This is a genomic window from Cytobacillus citreus (genome assembly GCF_018343665.1).
In the GTDB taxonomy this organism is placed as follows: Bacteria; Bacillota; Bacilli; order Bacillales; family Cytobacillaceae; genus Cytobacillus; species Cytobacillus citreus.
In genome coordinates this window covers 1,098,258-1,115,609 of the sequence record NZ_JAGYPM010000001.1, presented here as the reverse complement: position 1 = coordinate 1,115,609, position 17,352 = coordinate 1,098,258, and the positions used below count along the sequence as shown (strand labels likewise).

Below are 17,352 nucleotides of genomic sequence, written 5' to 3'. Positions count from 1 at the left end.
GTGAATAAAAAAATAGCTGTTATTACTGGATGTTCAAGTGGTTTTGGTCTCTTAACATCAATTGAATTAGCTAAATCGGGTTACCAAGTAATCGCAACAATGCGAGATTTGAGAAAACAAGATGTTTTATTACATGAAGCAAAAATGAATGGAGTAGAGTCATCCATTACTGTTCATGAACTAGACGTAACCTCACAAACTTCAATTAAAAAATTAAAATCCTATATTGAAAAAATAGGTAGAATTGATGTTTTAATCAATAATGCCGGATATGCGGTTGCAGGCTTTGCAGAAGAGATTCCAATTGATGAATATAGAAAGCAATTTGAAACAAATTTTTTTGGCGTAATCGCTGTAACTCAAGCGGTTCTTCCACTCATGAGAGCTCAACAGAAGGGGATAATAATTAATATGAGCAGTATAAGTGGAAGAATGGGGTTTCCAGGCATGTCGCCTTATGTTTCTTCTAAGCATGCTCTAGAAGGCTGGAGTGAATGTCTTAGACTTGAAATGCAGCCTTATGGTATTCATGTCGCACTAATTGAACCTGGCTCCTTCAAAACAAATATTTGGTCTTCAGGAAACCATATCATTGAAAAATCAGCGCAAAAAGAATCTCCATATTTTCATTATATGAAAGAAATTCAACAATATATCGAAAAAGGAGAACCAAAGTTCGGGGACCCTATAAAAGTTGCAAAAAAAACTGCGAAAATTGCTTCACAAAGCAAGCCATCACTGAGAGCTCCGATTGGAAAAGGAGTTTCATTTAATTTGTTTATTAAAAATTTTTTACAGTGGAAGTTATGGGAAAAATTATTTTTAAAAACATTATATAAATGAATGTTCCCACCTCATAGAGAGAAAAAATTTAATACTTTTTCAGGCTGATTAATAATGATTGTCATAAAGCCTTACGAGGTGCGGAGTTACCATGAATGGGGAATGAAAATCGCAGGAAAGTGAGTAATGAACTTTTGTCAATCAGCCTTAGGTGAAAGCAAATGCTTTCACCTTTTTATGTTTAATTCTCACCAATATAGAGAAAATAAGATAACTATTTGGTGAGAGGTGGTTTGATGAGTAAATTGAAAAAGATTGCTCCATTTATACTTATCCTAGTCATCATGCTCAATGCCTTAAGCAGCACGAATGCACAAAACGTCATTGAACCTGCCATTCGGCTTCGAATAATGGAAACAACGGATCTGCATGCAAATATGATTGGATTTGATTATGAAAAAAACAAACCTAAAATCGAATATGGTTTTGCAAGAACTGCATCACTTATTAAGGAAGCGCGGAAAGAAGAGCCAAATACGCTCCTTTTTGATGTAGGTGATGTTTTAGTAGGAAATGCATTAGGGGAATATGCATATCTAAGCCATTACTTGAATCCTCATGATATTCATCCTGTTTTTAAAGCGATGAATTTACTAAATTATGATGCAGCAACTGTTGGAAATCATGAGTTTAATTATGGTTTGGATTTTTTACAGGTGAGCTTGCAAGGAGCTAACTTTCCATATGTCAATGCAAATATTTATATTGATGATCATAATGATTTCGAAGGAGACGATCTCAATTATTTTAACCCATATATCATCTTAGACAGACAATTGACGGATTCAAATGGGAAGAAACAAACACTTAAGGTGGGGGTTATAGGTTTTATTACGCCAATAACGGCTGAATGGGATAAGGAATATTTTCAAGATAAGCTGATCGTGAAAAATATAAAAAAAACGGCTGAACATTTCGTCCCTATCATGAAAGATAAGGGTGCAGACATTATTATTGCCTTAGCACATGTTGGGATGGAAGCAGATAAAGGTTTAAAAGAACAAAAAGGAAATTCTGTTTTCGACTTAAGTGAAGTAGAAGGAATTACTGCTATTCTATATGGTCATAGTCATGCCCTTTTTCCTTCAGATGATGGTCATATTGAAAAAGGGATTGATCATAAGACTGGTACTATAAATGGAACTCCAGCTGTACAAGCAGGCTTTTGGGGGAATCATCTCGGTATAATTGATCTAGATCTTATTCAAGTTGATGGAAAATGGGTTGTGAAGAGCAGTCAATCAAGCGTAAGACCAATTTTCCAGACAATAAATAATAACAAGATCCCAATTGCTAATGAGGACCCTGATATTGTTAAGGCTATCATGTACAGCCATATTGAAGCCTTGATGAATAAGTGAAATTAAGCGATTGTTTACTAAATATTCATGTTGATGAGGAGTCGATTTGGTTGGTTTGAATTAAAAATTCAATCACCCTATTTACAGGTATGAAGATTTTTTAGAAATAGCAGGTCTTTGATACATAATTATCAAAAAAATATCTGCCTCAATACTTAGGAATATGGTATTATTACGTTTGAATGTTTCTAATACAATTCGATATTTTTCGACGAAAATTAAACGAAATTTTATGATTGAAGGAGATAAAATGACTAATAATACGATTATCCGATTTGAGCAGGTGACAAAACAATATGATGATGACCCTCCAGTTTTGAAGGAGGTCAGCTTTGAAATTGAACGCGGGAAGTTCTATACATTGCTTGGCCCCTCAGGCTGTGGGAAAACAACCATTTTAAGATTGATAGCAGGCTTCGTGGAGCCGTCATTAGGAAAAGTTATTATTAACGGTAAAGTAGTAAATGATGTACCTGCAAATAAACGGCAAGTGAATACCGTTTTCCAAGACTATGCACTTTTTCCTCATTTAAATGTATTTGAGAATGTAGCTTTTGGCTTGAGAATTAAAAAAATGAAAAATAATGAAGTGGATCAGAAAGTTAAAGAAGCACTTCGTTTTGTCAATTTGGAAGGCTATGAAAATCGTGAAATTAGAGAAATGTCAGGTGGGCAGCGGCAGCGTGTGGCCATTGCAAGAGCGATCGTTAACGAACCTGAAGTGATCCTGCTTGATGAGCCATTATCTGCACTAGATTTAAAATTACGTACAGAAATGCAGTATGAACTTCGTGAACTGCAGCGCAGGCTTGGCATTACGTTCATCTTCGTTACCCATGACCAGGAAGAAGCATTAGCCATGTCAGATGAGATATTTGTCCTTAATAATGGAAAAATTGAACAAAGCGGGACACCGACAGATATTTATGATGAGCCAATTAACCGTTTTGTAGCTGATTTTATCGGAGAATCGAATATTGTTCCAGGTGTCATGATTAAGGATTTATCTGTACAGTTTGCTGGAAAAACCTTTGATTGTGTTGATGGTGGTTTGAATCCAAATGAAGCGGTTGAAATCGTCATTCGTCCTGAAGATTTGGAAATTACAAAACCAGACCTAGGGAAGCTTAGAGTTCGTGTTGATACTCAACTTTTCCGTGGGGTTCACTATGAAATTAGCTGTTATGATCAGGACGGAAATGAATGGCTTGTTCACTCTACTAAGAAGGCAAGGGTTGGTGAAGAAATTGGTCTTCACTTTGATCCAGAGGCTATTCATGTAATGAGACACGGAGAGACAGAAGAGGAATTCGATAAACGATTGGAAGCATATGAAGAGGGAAATTATGAAAAGTAATTCTCGTAACCTTTATCTTATCCCATATATTATTTGGATTGGCTTATTTGTCGTTACTCCGATTCTCCTTGTCTTATATTATTCATTTTTTGATATCGAAGGGCATTTTACAATAGATAATTATAAGAAATTCTTTACACCAGTCTATTTGAAAATGATATTCAATTCTTTTTGGTATGCATTTTTAATCACCTTGTTCTCATTAATTATTGCATATCCAACTGCCTACTTGCTAACAAAAACAAAGCATAAGCAGCTATGGCTCTTATTAATTATTCTGCCTTCTTGGATCAATTTATTGTTAAAAGCCTATGCGTTTATCGGTATTTTTGGAACATATGGCGCAGCGAATAGCTTTCTTGAAGTGATGGGAATTGGAAGTAAGCAATTATTATTTACTGATTTTAGTTTTATCTTTGTATCTGTATATATCTTTCTTCCATTCATGATTTTACCTATATTTAATGCGTTGGATGAGCTAAATCCATCTCTCATTGACGCATCAAATGACCTTGGGGCATCACCTTGGACAACATTTAGGCGTGTCATTTTTCCTTTGACGCTAGATGGAGTGAAATCAGGATGCCAAGTTGTTTTTATCCCTGCATTATCCTTATTCATGCTTACAAGATTAATTGCAGGAAATCGAGTTATCACCCTCGGAACGGCAATTGAACAGCATTTCCTCGTCACACAGGATTGGGGAATGGGTTCAACCATTGCAGTCTTTTTAATCATTGCAATGGTACTCATTATGGTGCTTACTGGTAAAAGAAAGCGGGGGATCTTATGAAGAAAAAATCTAAACTTTCATCTGTTTATTTAGTCTTAGTATTTCTCATTTTGTATGCCCCTATCTTTTATTTAATGTTTTATTCCTTTAATAGTGGTGGAACGATGTATCATTTCGAAGGGTTTACCCTTGATTGGTATCGTGAGCTATTTGAAGATACTAGACTTTTAATTATCGTTTTAAATACTGTCATTATTGCATTATTATCTGCAGTCATTTCGACCATATTAGGTGTTGCAGGTGCCCTTGCCATTTATTATGCAAGAAGAAGAAGAGTGAAAAATACATTACTATCTCTTAATAATGTCCTTATTGTCAGCCCAGACGTTATTATTGGTGCATCATTCTTAATCTTATTTACAATTATTGGAATTAAGCTAGGATTCGTTTCTGTTTTACTTGCTCACATCGCTTTTAGTGTTCCAATCGTCGTCATTATGGTACTTCCAAAGATTGAAGAAATGAGCACGTCAATGATTTATGCTGCATTAGACTTGGGAGCAAGCAGATGGGATGTTTTAACAAAGGTAATTCTGCCGTATATTACTCCTGGAATCTTTGCAGGATTTTTCATGGCGCTAACCTATTCTTTGGATGACTTTGCCGTTACGTTTTTTGTAACAGGAAATGGATTTACGACTCTATCAGTTGAAATTTATTCACTTGCTAGACGGGGAGTTTCATTAAATATTAACGCCCTTTCTACTTTACTGTTTGTGTTCACAATGATGTTAGTTGTTGGTTATTACTTCATTACAAAACGGAATAATCGGCCGAATGGATTGGGGGTAAAACAATGAAGCAGCTTACCCGAGCATTAATTGCAGTATTAATTATATCGTTAATATTAATTATTACTGTAAACAAACTGAATTCGGCACAAGGATATTCAGGCGGAAACACCCTTACGATTTTTAACTGGGGAGATTACATCGATCAAGATTTAATTAAGAGGTTTGAAAAAGAAACGGGAATCAAGGTCATTTATGAAACTTTTGATTCTAATGAAGCGATGTTGACAAAAATTGAACAGGGAGGAACCTCCTACGATATTGCAATTCCATCGGAGTATGCAATCGACAAAATGATAAAAGAAAATTTGCTTATTCCAATCGATCATTCGAAAGTACCAAATCTAAAATATATCGATCCTCGCTTTATGGATTTGTCCTTTGATCCTAAAAATAAGTATTCAGTTCCATATTTTTGGGGAACAGTCGGAATTGCATACAATAAAGCGATGATTGGTGATATTGAAATTACTAGCTGGGATGACTTATGGGATCCTAAGTTTAAAAATCAAATCTTAATAGTAGATGGTGCCCGTGAAGTAATGGGGATGTCATTAAATAGCTTAGGGTATTCTTTGAATGATACAAATGAAAAGCATCTTATCGAAGCAAAAGAAAAGCTTGATTTACTAACGCCGAATATAAAAGCAATTGTTGGAGACGAAATTCGGATGTTATTAGAAACTGAGGAAGCAGGAATTGGGCTTGTCTGGTCAGGTGTTGCCCAAGAAATCATGTGGGAGAATGAAGATGTCGAATATGTAGTTCCAGAGGAAGGATCCAATCTTTGGTTCGATAATATGGTCATTCCTAAAACATCAAAAAATCCAGAAGCTGCTCATCAATTCATCAATTTTATGCTTGATCCAGAAATAGCCGCACAAAATACAGAGTATGTCGGTTATTCTACGCCAAATAAAGGCGCATTAGAGTACATGGACGAAGAAGTCATAAGTGATGAACGATTCTATCCAGATGAAGAATTGACGTCAAAGCTAGAAGTATATGAAAACCTTGGAAAAAGGATGCTTGCTTACTATAACGATCTATTCCTTGAATTTAAAATGCATCCGAAGTAATGAAAAGACTAACTGGCGAAAATGCTGGTTAGTCTTTTTTAATTTTATGAACAAGTTAGATGTAGAACACAAAATCTTGTATTAAACCAATGTGTGTGGAGAAAGATAGTGAAAAAGGAGTGTTCTTCATTGAAAAGAGTAGTGTCTATATTATTATTCATATTTCTATTAAATAATCCAGTATCTGCTGAAGCCCCTTTTCTGAAAAAGGAGCTGGCCATCGTTATCGACGATCTTGGCAACAATATGAAAGGCACTGAGGAAATATTAAAGCTTCCAATTACCTTGACAGCCGCCATTATGCCTTTCATGAGTACATCAAAAGAGGATGCTGAAATGGCATTTAAATATGGGCACGATATCTTAGTTCATTTACCCATGGAGCCGAAAAAAGGGAAGGCAAGCTGGTTAGGACCTGGAGCCATAACAACAGATTTGAGCGACGAAGAAATTCGCAGGCGTGTGGAGGCTGCTATTAAGGACATTCCACACGCTATTGGCATGAATCATCATATGGGTTCTAAAGCGACTGAGGACGAAAGAGTCATGAGAATTGTACTCGAGGTTTGTCAGGAAAATGGATTATTTTATCTTGATAGTAAAACAACCGGCAAAAGTGTTGTTGGTAAGCTTGCATCAGAAATGGGCATTCCGTATTTAGAAAATAATCTCTTTTTTGATGATATTTATACAACTCAGCACATTTCGAAACAAGCAAATATTTTAGCAAAAAAACTTGATAGCAGTGACCGTCTTATTGCAATTGGGCATGTAGGAGTTACAGGACCTATGATGGTTGATGTATTACAGCAATATATTCCCTTATACAAGAATAAAGCAAATATTGTTCCATTATCTGATCTTATTCCAGAGCTTCAGCTAATCGAATAAAAATAATAATCTGCTGCTCTGTGTGCTCCAATGGTTTAATCATCTTAGAATACCAGGACACTGGGCTATTTAAGCCCTATTGAATATAAAAAGGAACACCTTAAAAAAGTTGTCTAGTTTAGTGTTGACATACCAAGACGTGTTAAGCAGTGAGCAGTAACAATACTATTCAAAATAAGTGAGGGGAATAATGCCTGCATATAACAAGCTAGTTCGCGACCGTATTCCAGAAATCATTGCAGGAACAAGGAAGAACTATTCAACAAAAATTCTTGACCAGTCAGAATAAGTTAAAGAACTCAGGAAAAAGAGTGTAGAAGAATTACAGGAATATTCAAACGCGATTAATTATGAAGAGGCTTTAGAAGAACTTGCTGATTTACTTGAAGTTGTCCATGCACTTGCAGAGTCTCATGGGGCATCGATTGAGTATTTAGAGAAATTACTGAAACAAAAAGCTGAAGAACGTGGAGGTTTTAAAGAGAAAATATTTTTAATCGAGGTCGAAGAATGATGAGCCCACTACAGGAAAACATTCTATAAAGCCTATTGCCCTATAAAACAGAAAAATAAATATCACGATAAAAAGACACTTCTATGAGGTGTCTTTTCATTTGTATTAAGTTCGGACACCTATCCACTTTACCCTTCCTAGTATTGCACTCAAATAACTTTTTCATTTTCGAGAATGTCACAATAGGAATCTTAGCATCGTTATATATTTGAAGGGGATAAAGCGCATTGTGTTGTTCTTTAAATATATCCAGGATAAGCGGTGTAATCTTTGGGCTGGGCCCATCATCAAAGGTAAGGGCAATATACTTCCCGTTAGGTTTCAGCAGAGTTATCCGGATGATAAATAATAATTACCTCTGGAATTAACCACAAATACTTAATGTTTTGGATGCTGTCCAATAATTATCTAAAAGCTGTTAGAACTTATACATACTAATGATTTAAAGAATATATCTATAAATGCTTTATAAAAACAAGTGCAGAAATCAGGTACTAAGTATTATGAATAGGAACGAGGAATATCCATTCTTTTTTCCTATAAACTACCAATTATCCTCCGATAACCCCATTGACCACCCATCCCTTATTGAATATTATAAAATTGTTATGGGGATTATTTTACACAATTTCAAATATTATCAATAATCAACCATGCCTCGAATAAAAATTACTAGAATTTTTATTCTAAGTGCTATTAGGTAAAGCATTGGTATATAGTCAGTTAAATCTGAATTAAAAAATCTACTCTTAAAGTTATTGCAAACAATGCTTTAGTCTTCTTATCCAATACCTCTCAGTAATATTTCCATATTAATAAAATTATATTTTAAATATTAAATTTGAAAAACTAGGTATTTGTTTTATTATAATCAGAATTTTTTAATGCAAGAATCTAAAACTATTAGAAAGTAGGAATAGTCCAGATTAATAAAGGGGGGAGAAGCACTTCTATTCGATTCAAATGAATAGAGATGCTCTATTTGTATGGCTATTATTGACAGAATAAAATACGATGGTCCGGCTTTCGATGGGCCATGGCTTATCTATAAGTATCCTTCAGATGAATTTGTTCTGGGTTCTCAGTTAATTGTGAACCAAAGTCAAGAAGCTCTTTTCCTTAGAGGAGGAAAAGCTCTCGATCTTTTTGGCCCTGGGACCCATACTCTGACAACCGGTAACCTGCCAATTTTAAAGAGATTAGTTAACATTCCATTCGGAGGCAAGACACCTTTTAGTGCGGAAATCTATTATGTAAATACTACCGCACGGCTGGATAATAAATGGGGAACTTCTGTGCCTTTTCAAGTAACAGATCCTAAATACAATATCATCATGGCAGTAAGGGCGTTTGGACAATATGGTATTACCATTTCAGATGCCAGACTATTTATTACAAAAATTGTCGGAGCTGTTAATAGTGATCATATTTCGAATCATGATGATGTAAGGAAATATTTTAATGGCTTAATTAGCACAAAAATTAAAGAGGTTGTCTCTTCTTACATCATACATAGGAAAATTTCTCTGCTGGAGATTACTACTTATCTGGGGGAGTTATCTGAGTTTTGTCAATCAGCAATCAATGATGAGTTTAATCGATTTGGTATTGATCTCCATAACTTCTATATTGAATCAGTTAATTTCCCTAATAATAATATTGATAAGCTGAAGGAAGCGTTAGAGCGAAAATCGGAACTGACTGTTTTAGGAGAAGATTACTATCGACAGCGTTCATTTGATGTGCTTGAAAAATTAGCGGGAAATGAAGCTGCTGGCAGTGCGGCAAATGCTGGCATTGGATTGGGTATGGGGCTCGGAACAGGAACGGCGGCAGGGAGCGCATTCGCTGATCTGGCAAGAAATTTACAAGTAGCCCCTGATGCTTCTTCAGTGACTGGAAAAGAGACTTCAAATAGCATTGTCTGCAATAAGTGTAGCCACAAAAATGCACCAGACTCCAAATTTTGTGGAAACTGTGGTGATCAATTTGATCATTCAGTGAAGTGTCACAATTGTCATGAAGAGCTCCCTGCCGGCTCCAAATTTTGCGGCCAATGCGGTCAACCACAGGGCATTAAGAAATGCAGTCGCTGCGGGCATTCGAATAAACCAAATAATCTTTTCTGTGAAGAATGTGGAACAAAATGTTAACAGGAGTTGGGTAAATTGATCAATGATGCTATTGCAATGATTGCTGAGTGTCCTCAATGTGGCGCTCCGGTTAAGCTAAACAGCAATATTTGTGAATTTTGCGGTTCAGAATATCTGATTCAAACCTTAAAGGGTTTAAACGGTTTTGATAAAAAGGGAATTGACAAGTACATAGCAAATTATCGAAAACTATCTGCTAAAAATTCTGCTAACCCTGAAATAAATTCAGCCATTGGCATCTGTTATTTGAAGCTGGGACTTTATGATTTTGCTTATAAATACTTTGAAAAAGCAATGGAAGACATGATAGAAAACAGTGATTTATATTTTTACAGCGCTGTTTGCAAATTAAAAGGCAAACGCCCCTTCCTGGTTCCATTGACACTTATTAGAAAGTCAGAGGAATTTCTTGACGCGGCCAAAAACTTGAACTCAAGTGATGGAAAATATGCTTATGCACATGCTTTGATTAAATATGATTATTACTATAAAAAAAGACTGAATACGGACCCTAACTTCCAAGAACTCCTGAATGAAGCAGAACATTGTGGCATTAGCCAGGATGATAAGCAATTAGTTGAGAATTTATTGAAGTTATCATTCTAGCATTAACAGCGGTTTAGGCTGTTAATCATATATTACAATTTTTTAAGGAGGAATTTGTTTATGGTAGACCGTTTGTTGATCAAAAATTATTTTACAAGGAAATTTCCCGTTGCAGCACTTGTTATTGCGCTTATAGGACTTTTGGTTATTTCAGGCAGTCCTGTTTTTGGCCTGATAATACTCGCAATAGGTAGTGCATGGATGGCTTTTGCGTTTTTTCTTAAAAAGACGGCAACTGACCATCAGGTTGATGAAGCTTTAAGTCAGGATTTATCCAAACTTGTTAAGAAAGGTTTAGATAAATTTGGATTATTAGAAGAAGAAGTAAATCTTATCAAGCCGATTATTGTTAATGGTCCTTCCTATGAATATGTTAATAATGTTACACTTCTCCATTTCAAACGGGGGAAAGATGATGAAATCCGATATTCCCTAGTAAAAGGGGTTATTTTTTACTTTAATGAAAATCAAGTATACTCTTATACTTGCGTGTTTGATTTATTAACTGGAAATCATTTCACAGAAACAACTGACGAATATTTCTATAAAGATATCGTTTCCGTTGCCACTAAGTCAGAAAGAATTAAGTATGAAAGCAGTTCTTTTAATTTGAAAGAGGGAGTCGCTCACGATGTAGAATCATTTACTTTAACAACTTCAGGCGGTACTTCCATCTCGGCATACATCAGGGATAACACAATCATGAGAAAGCAAAAAGGGAACATGGATGTTACAGATTTAGAGGAAAAAATCAAAGCCATGCGTAATCTCCTTCGCGAGAAAAAAGCGGTGTAATCATAATCTTACCTTCCGTTAATTGAGGGTAATGCGTTTTAGAATAAATGATAGGGGGTGAATGGAATGTCAGATTTTTTACTTGCGTTGTTTATAGGCGATAAATATAAAGAATATAAATTAAGTTCCATTCATTCGAACCAATTCATTACAGATTTAGAACAGTATTTGCAAATAGGCAGTATTAGCTATAGTGATCTCTTTATTGAAAAAAATAAGAAATGGATCATAAATAAAGTTGGTCAAAAACATATTTCATTATCTTGCAATAGACAAGAGATACGGGAAAAAGTATTGGAGCATGGGGATTTTTATATCGTCCATGATGCAGAACATGATGTCCATTTTGAATTTTTAATCACATCACTAGAAAATGAAAACATAGCGTTCACTAAACAGAGGATTGAAAAAAACAAAAACATTTTCATAGGTAGATCACCAGATAACGAAATTTATTTTGACATAAATACAAGCGTCTCTAGGAAGCATGCTGCCATAAGGTTTGAAAACGAGCGCGCTTTTATTGAAGATGTGTCAAGAAAAACAGGAGTATTTCTTAACGGGGAAAGAGTTCAATCCGCCGAATTGTTTTACGGAGATATCATTTACATCATGGGATTGAAAATGGTGTACTTTGATGAATTTCTTGCAATAAACGACGTAATTAATAAATGTTCATTTCCTGGTTTTACACAATTTGCATACACAAAACCTAAAAAACAGGTTCAGAGTGAAAAGTATTTCACTCGCTCTCCCCGAATCATTAAGTCTTTGGAGACAAGTGAATTTGTCATTGATCCGCCGCCGGAAATGCAAAGCAGACAGGACATGCCTTTGGTTTTTACAATAGGACCATCTCTAACAATGGCGATTGCTATGCTGGTAAGTTTAGGCATAACGATAAGCAATACGAATAATGGAAGCAGCGTGTGGACTAGTGCCACAATGGCTGTCAGCATGCTAATCGGTGCGTTAGTATGGCCCATTGCATTGAATCGATATCAAAAGAGACAAGAGGCAAAATTCGAAAACCACAGAATTAAGAAATACAGAAAATATATTTTTAAAAAGAAGCTTGAATTGGAAGAGAAAAAACAACGGAATATTAAAATCCTTACAGAAAAAATGTTCCCTGACCCACTAACGATTATAAAATTTCTGAATAGTGAAGAAACGATAAGGCGATTATGGGAAAAGACCCCAAACAATGCAGATTTTTTGGAGCTGCGTTTAGGAAAAGGGAATCGGGAATTTGATGTCAATGTAATAACGTCCAAAAAAGGTTTTACCCTTCATGATGATCCTTTAGCTGATGAACCAATTAAATTGGCAGATGAGTATAAGATGTTAGATCATGTTCCAATAACTGTCTCCTTGAAAGAACAAAAAATAATTGGATTGATCGGCAACAGGAGAAACAATATAAATAACGCCAATTGCTTGGCAATAAATCTAGCCGGACAGCACTCTTACGATGAAGTGAAAATGGTGTTCATTTATAACGAGAGAGATGCGAATGATTTTAAATGGGTGAGGGAGCTTCCTCATGTTTGGAGTCCTGACCGGACATTAAGATTTGTTGCCACAAATAAAGAAGAAGTCCATCAATTATTTTCTGCTTTAAATGAAGATATGAAGGAAAGAGAGCTGCAATTGAAAGATAGCAATAAAGAGGAGTCCATTCCTCTTCCAAAATATGTTTTCTTTATAGCGGACGACAGGCTAGTTGAAAATGAACCTTTAATGAGGTATCTAACAAATCCGGATAACCCGGTGGATGTCACTAGTCTCTTCATATATGGGCAAATTTCGATGCTGCCGAAAGATTGCAGCGCCATTATCCAAAATGATTCTAACCTTTGTGGTGTTTATTTTAAGAATAAGCATTTTAACCGATTGGTAGAATTTCAACAAGATGAAATAGATCAAGAGTCATTATTAATGTTTTCTCAAAAGCTTTCCAAGCTAAAGGTAAAAACCGATAGCATCAGTCTGGATGTTCCCGAAAGCGTATCCTTCCTAGGCATGTTGAAGGCAGGAAGTATAGATGAATTAAATATTGAACAGCTCTGGAACAAAAAGGTTTCCTATAAATCCCTTGAAGTACCAATCGGAATTAAAGCCGGGGGTGAGCTTTTCTCTTTAGATATTCATGAAAATTATCATGGACCGCACGGATTGGTTGCGGGTATGACAGGTTCAGGGAAGAGTGAATTTCTGCAAACATACATTATTTCTGCAGCTGTCAACTATCATCCTAATGATTTATCCTTTGTACTCATTGATTACAAGGGAGGAGGGATGGCTAATGTTTTTGATGGAATTCCGCATATTGCAGGTAAGATCACGAACCTGTCCGGCAGTCAATTAAGTCGTTCCCTTATATCGATTGAGGCAGAAATCAAACGCAGGCAGCATCTATTTAACCAATATGGGATTAATCACGTTGATAAATATCAAAAGCTGTTTAAAGAAGGAATTGCAATACATCCGCTTCCACATCTAGTTATCATTTCAGATGAGTTTGCTCAATTGAAAACGCAGCAGCCTGATTTTATGCGCAAGCTCATTGATGTTGCTCAAATAGGAAGAAGTCTTGGGATTCATCTCATTTTAGCTACACAAAAACCTGCTGGTGTTGTTGATGATCAAATTTGGGGAAACTCCCGATTTAGAGTGTGTTTAAAAGTGCTTGATAAGCATGACAGTAATGAGATGATTCGAAAGCCTGATGCGGCCCTTATAAAACAGCCTGGCCGCTGCTATGTTCAAGTAGGTTACGATGAAATTTACGAATACGTACAATCAGGTTATAGCGGAGGTCAATACGCCCCTACCGATGGATATATCGATCCAACTGAGCAGACTGTTCATTATGTAGACAATACAGCAGTGCCAATCCGCAAAGCAAAAAAAGAGCTGGTAGCCCGTAATACAGATAACTCTCAGCTGGAAGCAATTATTGAAAAGCTGATTGATATGAAAAAAATTCAGAATATTGCCTCCATTTCTCTTTGGCTTGATCCATTGGAGGAAGTCATTTCTTTGTCGGAATTAAAGGGATACTGTGAATTTAATCGGCAATGGTCAGGAAGGACAGGTGAATTGTCCGCCGTAATTGGATTAGCTGATTTTCCAGGGAAACAAGAACAAAATCCTGTAGAAATAGACCTTATGAACGATGGGCATGTAGTCATTTATGGTTCCTCAGGGACTGGAAAGACAACATTTCTGCAATCCTTATTGTTTTCATTTGCTTCCAAGTATTCACCTGGACAGCTAAATATGTATGTATTTGATTTTGCCGGGCGCTCATTAGGTTATTTTGCCAATATGCCGCATTGTGAAGAGGTAATCTATGCAAATGATGAAGAAAAGGTAGAACAGGTTTTAGAAGATGTATTAGTAATAATGGAAGAAAGAAAAGTGCTATTCTCTGAAGACAATGTAGGTTCTTTCGCTTCCTATGTTAGTCATTCTAAAAACGAGCTTCCAGCCATTATGATTGTGATTGACAATTATAGTACGTTCAGGGACCGCTTCTTTCCTCAAGAGGATAAACTAATCAGTTTGGTGGCAAATGGGAAAACCTATGGGATTTTCTTTGCTATAACAGGTAACAGCAAAAACGCGGTCTTCTATAAAGTGACCGAGCATTTTTCCAACTTTTTTACATTACAGTTGAATGATTCTTTGGATTATAGAGAAATTCTCGGAAAACCTGTATCTGTAGAACCGGACAATGTACGAGGAAGAGGTTTGACAGTCATCGGTGAAGTTGCCGAATTCCAGACCGCACTAGTAATTCCTGTAGAAAATGAAGCAGAAAGGGTCATCTATATACAACGAAAGTTTGAAGAAATGTCAGCTGCTGCTGGGGACTCTTTTACTAAAGCCAGGACTAAAAAGAGTCAATCGGACGTCACCCCCGTTAAAAAGCAGCTATCTGCCAGTCCAACTAACAGGCACTCAGGCTCCGGCAGTATGAAGAATAACCTGGAAGTCATTGGACCGGGAGAACATGCTTTATACGCTGGTAATTTACTAAAACGGAACAAGTCTATAGGCATTCCATTAGAAGAATTGCATACATTCTTCATTGGAGGGCTTCAGAAAACTGGGAAAACCAACTATTTGAAATTTATGATAAAAAGTATTAAAGAATATTCCAACCAACTAGTAACGTTAATTGACAGGGCTGATTATGAGCTGGAAGACTTTGCGAGAGAACAAACAATCAATCGTTATATATCCTCTTCAGATGAATTTGACACGTATGTAAAGGAGCTGGAAGAAAGGGTAAAAGAACGTCTGCAGGTGTATAACGATTTCAAAAAAATTACTGATTCAAAAGAAGGCATCTGCGAATATATGCAAAAATTCGAGAAACTCTTTATATGTATTAATAGTTTCTCAAATTTCTTTGATATGATTTCAGACGATGCATTAGAGATGTTCACCAATATTGCAGCAAAAAGTAAAGGACTAAATATTTACTTTATTACTTTAGACGATATGGAGAGAGTACAAAATTATTCAAATGCGGAACTATTTAGGTACTTAATCAAGGCACGGCACGGAATCATTATGGGCGGGAATATGCATAAACAGGGTATTATCGTGATTGAAGACATGGGATACCTCGATAGAGAACTAGAATTAAAGAATGGCGAGGGAGTCCTCTTTAACGGAAATAAATATGCAGTTGTTAGAAACCCTTTAATGAAACTGGAGGTTGTAGGTTAAGGGCTGTTACTGACAGGATTCTTTTAGAAGACTCCTGGTAAGATAGAATTTCTGATAAAAAGAGTGGATAGAGGAGGAAAGAATGGCTCGGAAAATTTCACTATATGTTGATGTTCCAGCAGTAGGCCAAACATTAAACTTTTTAGTGCCCGGATCCATGAAAGTTGGGAACATAATTGACTTGATTGTTAAAATCATTCACGAAGAATTTCATGGCATTCAGGCTAAAAAGAGAGGGTTAATGTTAGTGGATACTAAGAACAAAGTCATTCTAAATAAAAATTTTAACTGTTTGGAGCTTGATATACATGACGGCAGCAATCTAATGCTGATGTAAAGGCAGGTGTCTATTTCATGAAAATAAGCATTGATTATTATCTAATTATGCTGCAGGCGAACAGGATTGCTGATGAAGCTGGAAACATGAAAAATAAAATAAATCAGCTTGATCAATTCATTAACCAGATAAGAGCCGCATGGGCAGGGCCAGCATCAGAAACCTTTATCCAAAAGTGTGAACAATTGAAACAGGAAATGCTCCAAACACAAAGAAAAACAGTAAATTTGGCCGATTCAATAAAATCCGTGGCAGATCATGTTCGTAGAGAAGACGAAGAAGCTAAACAAAGGACCAGACGACTGCGGGAAAGTTAAAAAGAAGGCTAACTAGTCTCTTTTTAAATAAAAATTTATTCATTGAAAGGGTGAATGGTTATATGGCAGGAGGTAAGTTTTCTGTAGAAACAAATGCATTAAAAAAATCATCACAATTTATCAAAGACAAGACATCAAACTATGAGGCTCAAGTTAAAAACTTATATGCTGAAATTGCAAATTTACGTGCAGAGTGGCAAGGACAATCAAGCGACACGTTTAACAATAAAATTGAAGGATACAGGAATGACTTCCAAGAATTATCCAAAGTTCTTCAAACCTACTCGGATTTTCTTAAAACAACTGCGGAAAGATATGAGAAAACCGAAAATGCGATAAAAGATTCAGCAAACAGTCTAAACATAGGAAAATAAAAATCCTTAGGGGGGAAATGATATGGCATCTATTAAAGTCAATTCAAAAGTGATGCGAGATAAAGCAAACAGCTTAAAAACGATTGCAAACTCAATTCGCGCTTTTACAGAAGAAATGACAAAGGAGATTAATAGCCTTAAATCAAGCTGGGAAGGCCAAGCAGCAGAAGTGGCTGTCAAAAAGTTTAGCCAGTTAAGTAATAATTTCAAAGAAAAATATGACACCATTAATCAATATGCAAAATTTCTTGAAAATGCGGCGGAGCAGTGGGATCGCACAAACCAAGAAACGATTCAAGCAGCAGAAAATCAGCGCTAAAGCTTCCATTTATTATAATCTCTTACATCTTCATGAAATGGATGTAAGAGATTATCGTTTTGGCATTTAAGGAGTT

The 17,352-nt window shown here is 36.0% G+C and carries 16 protein-coding genes and 1 pseudogene; 16 read left to right on the top strand and 1 reads right to left on the bottom strand.

Annotated elements, in window-relative coordinates:
- The 8 genes and pseudogenes from KHA94_RS05480 to KHA94_RS05445 all read left to right on the top strand — a co-directional run bounded on the left by KHA94_RS05480 (position 1) and on the right by KHA94_RS05445 (position 7,629).
- Positions 1 to 843 (top strand): oxidoreductase, encoded by an 843-nt coding sequence (locus KHA94_RS05480; protein ID WP_213101071.1) that lies wholly within the window; start codon positions 1 to 3, stop codon positions 841 to 843.
- Positions 844 to 1,079: 236 nt separating this feature from the next.
- On the top strand, positions 1,080 to 2,204 hold the full coding sequence (locus KHA94_RS05475) for a metallophosphoesterase (RefSeq protein WP_213101070.1): 1,125 nt from the start codon (positions 1,080 to 1,082) through the stop codon (positions 2,202 to 2,204).
- A 250-nt stretch (positions 2,205 to 2,454) separates the two neighbouring features.
- On the top strand, positions 2,455 to 3,561 hold the full coding sequence (locus KHA94_RS05470; RefSeq protein ID WP_213101069.1) for an ABC transporter ATP-binding protein: 1,107 nt from the start codon (positions 2,455 to 2,457) through the stop codon (positions 3,559 to 3,561).
- A complete protein-coding gene (locus KHA94_RS05465; RefSeq protein ID WP_213101068.1) occupies positions 3,551 to 4,354 on the top strand; it encodes an ABC transporter permease in 804 nt (267 codons plus the stop codon). Before KHA94_RS05470 ends, KHA94_RS05465 begins: the two co-directional genes overlap by 11 nt.
- On the top strand, positions 4,351 to 5,154 hold the full coding sequence (locus KHA94_RS05460) for an ABC transporter permease (RefSeq protein WP_213101067.1): 804 nt from the start codon (positions 4,351 to 4,353) through the stop codon (positions 5,152 to 5,154). The genes KHA94_RS05465 and KHA94_RS05460 overlap by 4 nt, the downstream gene beginning before the upstream one ends.
- Positions 5,151 to 6,224, top strand: coding sequence for an ABC transporter substrate-binding protein (locus KHA94_RS05455; protein ID WP_213101066.1), 1,074 nt, complete (start codon positions 5,151 to 5,153; stop codon positions 6,222 to 6,224). The genes KHA94_RS05460 and KHA94_RS05455 overlap by 4 nt, the downstream gene beginning before the upstream one ends.
- A gap of 129 nt (positions 6,225 to 6,353) precedes the next feature.
- Positions 6,354 to 7,115: a divergent polysaccharide deacetylase family protein gene (locus tag KHA94_RS05450; RefSeq protein ID WP_213101065.1), complete on the top strand. Its 762-nt coding sequence runs from the start codon at positions 6,354 to 6,356 to the stop codon at positions 7,113 to 7,115.
- Positions 7,116 to 7,305: 190 nt separating this feature from the next.
- Positions 7,306 to 7,629, top strand: a pseudogene (locus tag KHA94_RS05445) (nucleoside triphosphate pyrophosphohydrolase).
- Positions 7,630 to 7,669: 40 nt separating this feature from the next.
- On the opposite strand, the gene KHA94_RS26460 reads toward KHA94_RS05445, so the two are convergent.
- Complete coding sequence (locus KHA94_RS26460) at positions 7,670 to 7,954, bottom strand: polysaccharide deacetylase family protein (protein WP_420828145.1); 285 nt, start codon at positions 7,952 to 7,954, stop codon at positions 7,670 to 7,672.
- A 661-nt stretch (positions 7,955 to 8,615) separates the two neighbouring features.
- Between KHA94_RS26460 and KHA94_RS05440 the strand changes: the two genes are divergently transcribed.
- The 8 genes from KHA94_RS05440 (at position 8,616) to KHA94_RS05405 (ending at position 17,276) form a co-directional block, all read left to right on the top strand.
- Positions 8,616 to 9,782 carry an SPFH domain-containing protein gene (locus KHA94_RS05440; protein WP_213101064.1) on the top strand — a complete coding sequence of 389 codons (1,167 nt, stop codon included), beginning with the start codon at positions 8,616 to 8,618 and terminating at the stop codon, positions 9,780 to 9,782.
- 15 nt (positions 9,783 to 9,797) lie between these two features.
- Positions 9,798 to 10,388, top strand: coding sequence for a zinc ribbon domain-containing protein (locus KHA94_RS05435; RefSeq protein ID WP_213101063.1), 591 nt, complete (start codon positions 9,798 to 9,800; stop codon positions 10,386 to 10,388).
- 60 nt (positions 10,389 to 10,448) lie between these two features.
- The gene (locus KHA94_RS05430) at positions 10,449 to 11,183 is read left to right on the top strand and encodes a hypothetical protein (protein ID WP_213101062.1); all 735 of its coding nucleotides are present in this window, start codon (positions 10,449 to 10,451) and stop codon (positions 11,181 to 11,183) included.
- 66 nt (positions 11,184 to 11,249) lie between these two features.
- Positions 11,250 to 15,929 carry a type VII secretion protein EssC gene (gene essC, locus KHA94_RS05425; protein WP_213101061.1) on the top strand — a complete coding sequence of 1,560 codons (4,680 nt, stop codon included), beginning with the start codon at positions 11,250 to 11,252 and terminating at the stop codon, positions 15,927 to 15,929.
- A gap of 82 nt (positions 15,930 to 16,011) precedes the next feature.
- Complete coding sequence (locus KHA94_RS05420; RefSeq protein WP_053435329.1) at positions 16,012 to 16,266, top strand: hypothetical protein; 255 nt, start codon at positions 16,012 to 16,014, stop codon at positions 16,264 to 16,266.
- 17 nt (positions 16,267 to 16,283) lie between these two features.
- The gene (locus KHA94_RS05415; protein WP_213101060.1) at positions 16,284 to 16,583 is read left to right on the top strand and encodes a WXG100 family type VII secretion target; all 300 of its coding nucleotides are present in this window, start codon (positions 16,284 to 16,286) and stop codon (positions 16,581 to 16,583) included.
- A gap of 62 nt (positions 16,584 to 16,645) precedes the next feature.
- The gene (locus tag KHA94_RS05410) at positions 16,646 to 16,957 is read left to right on the top strand and encodes a WXG100 family type VII secretion target (protein ID WP_213101059.1); all 312 of its coding nucleotides are present in this window, start codon (positions 16,646 to 16,648) and stop codon (positions 16,955 to 16,957) included.
- A gap of 22 nt (positions 16,958 to 16,979) precedes the next feature.
- Entirely contained in the window at positions 16,980 to 17,276 is a 297-nt protein-coding gene (locus KHA94_RS05405) for a WXG100 family type VII secretion target (protein WP_213101058.1), read from the top strand.
- The last annotated feature ends 76 nt before the right edge of the window (positions 17,277 to 17,352 follow it).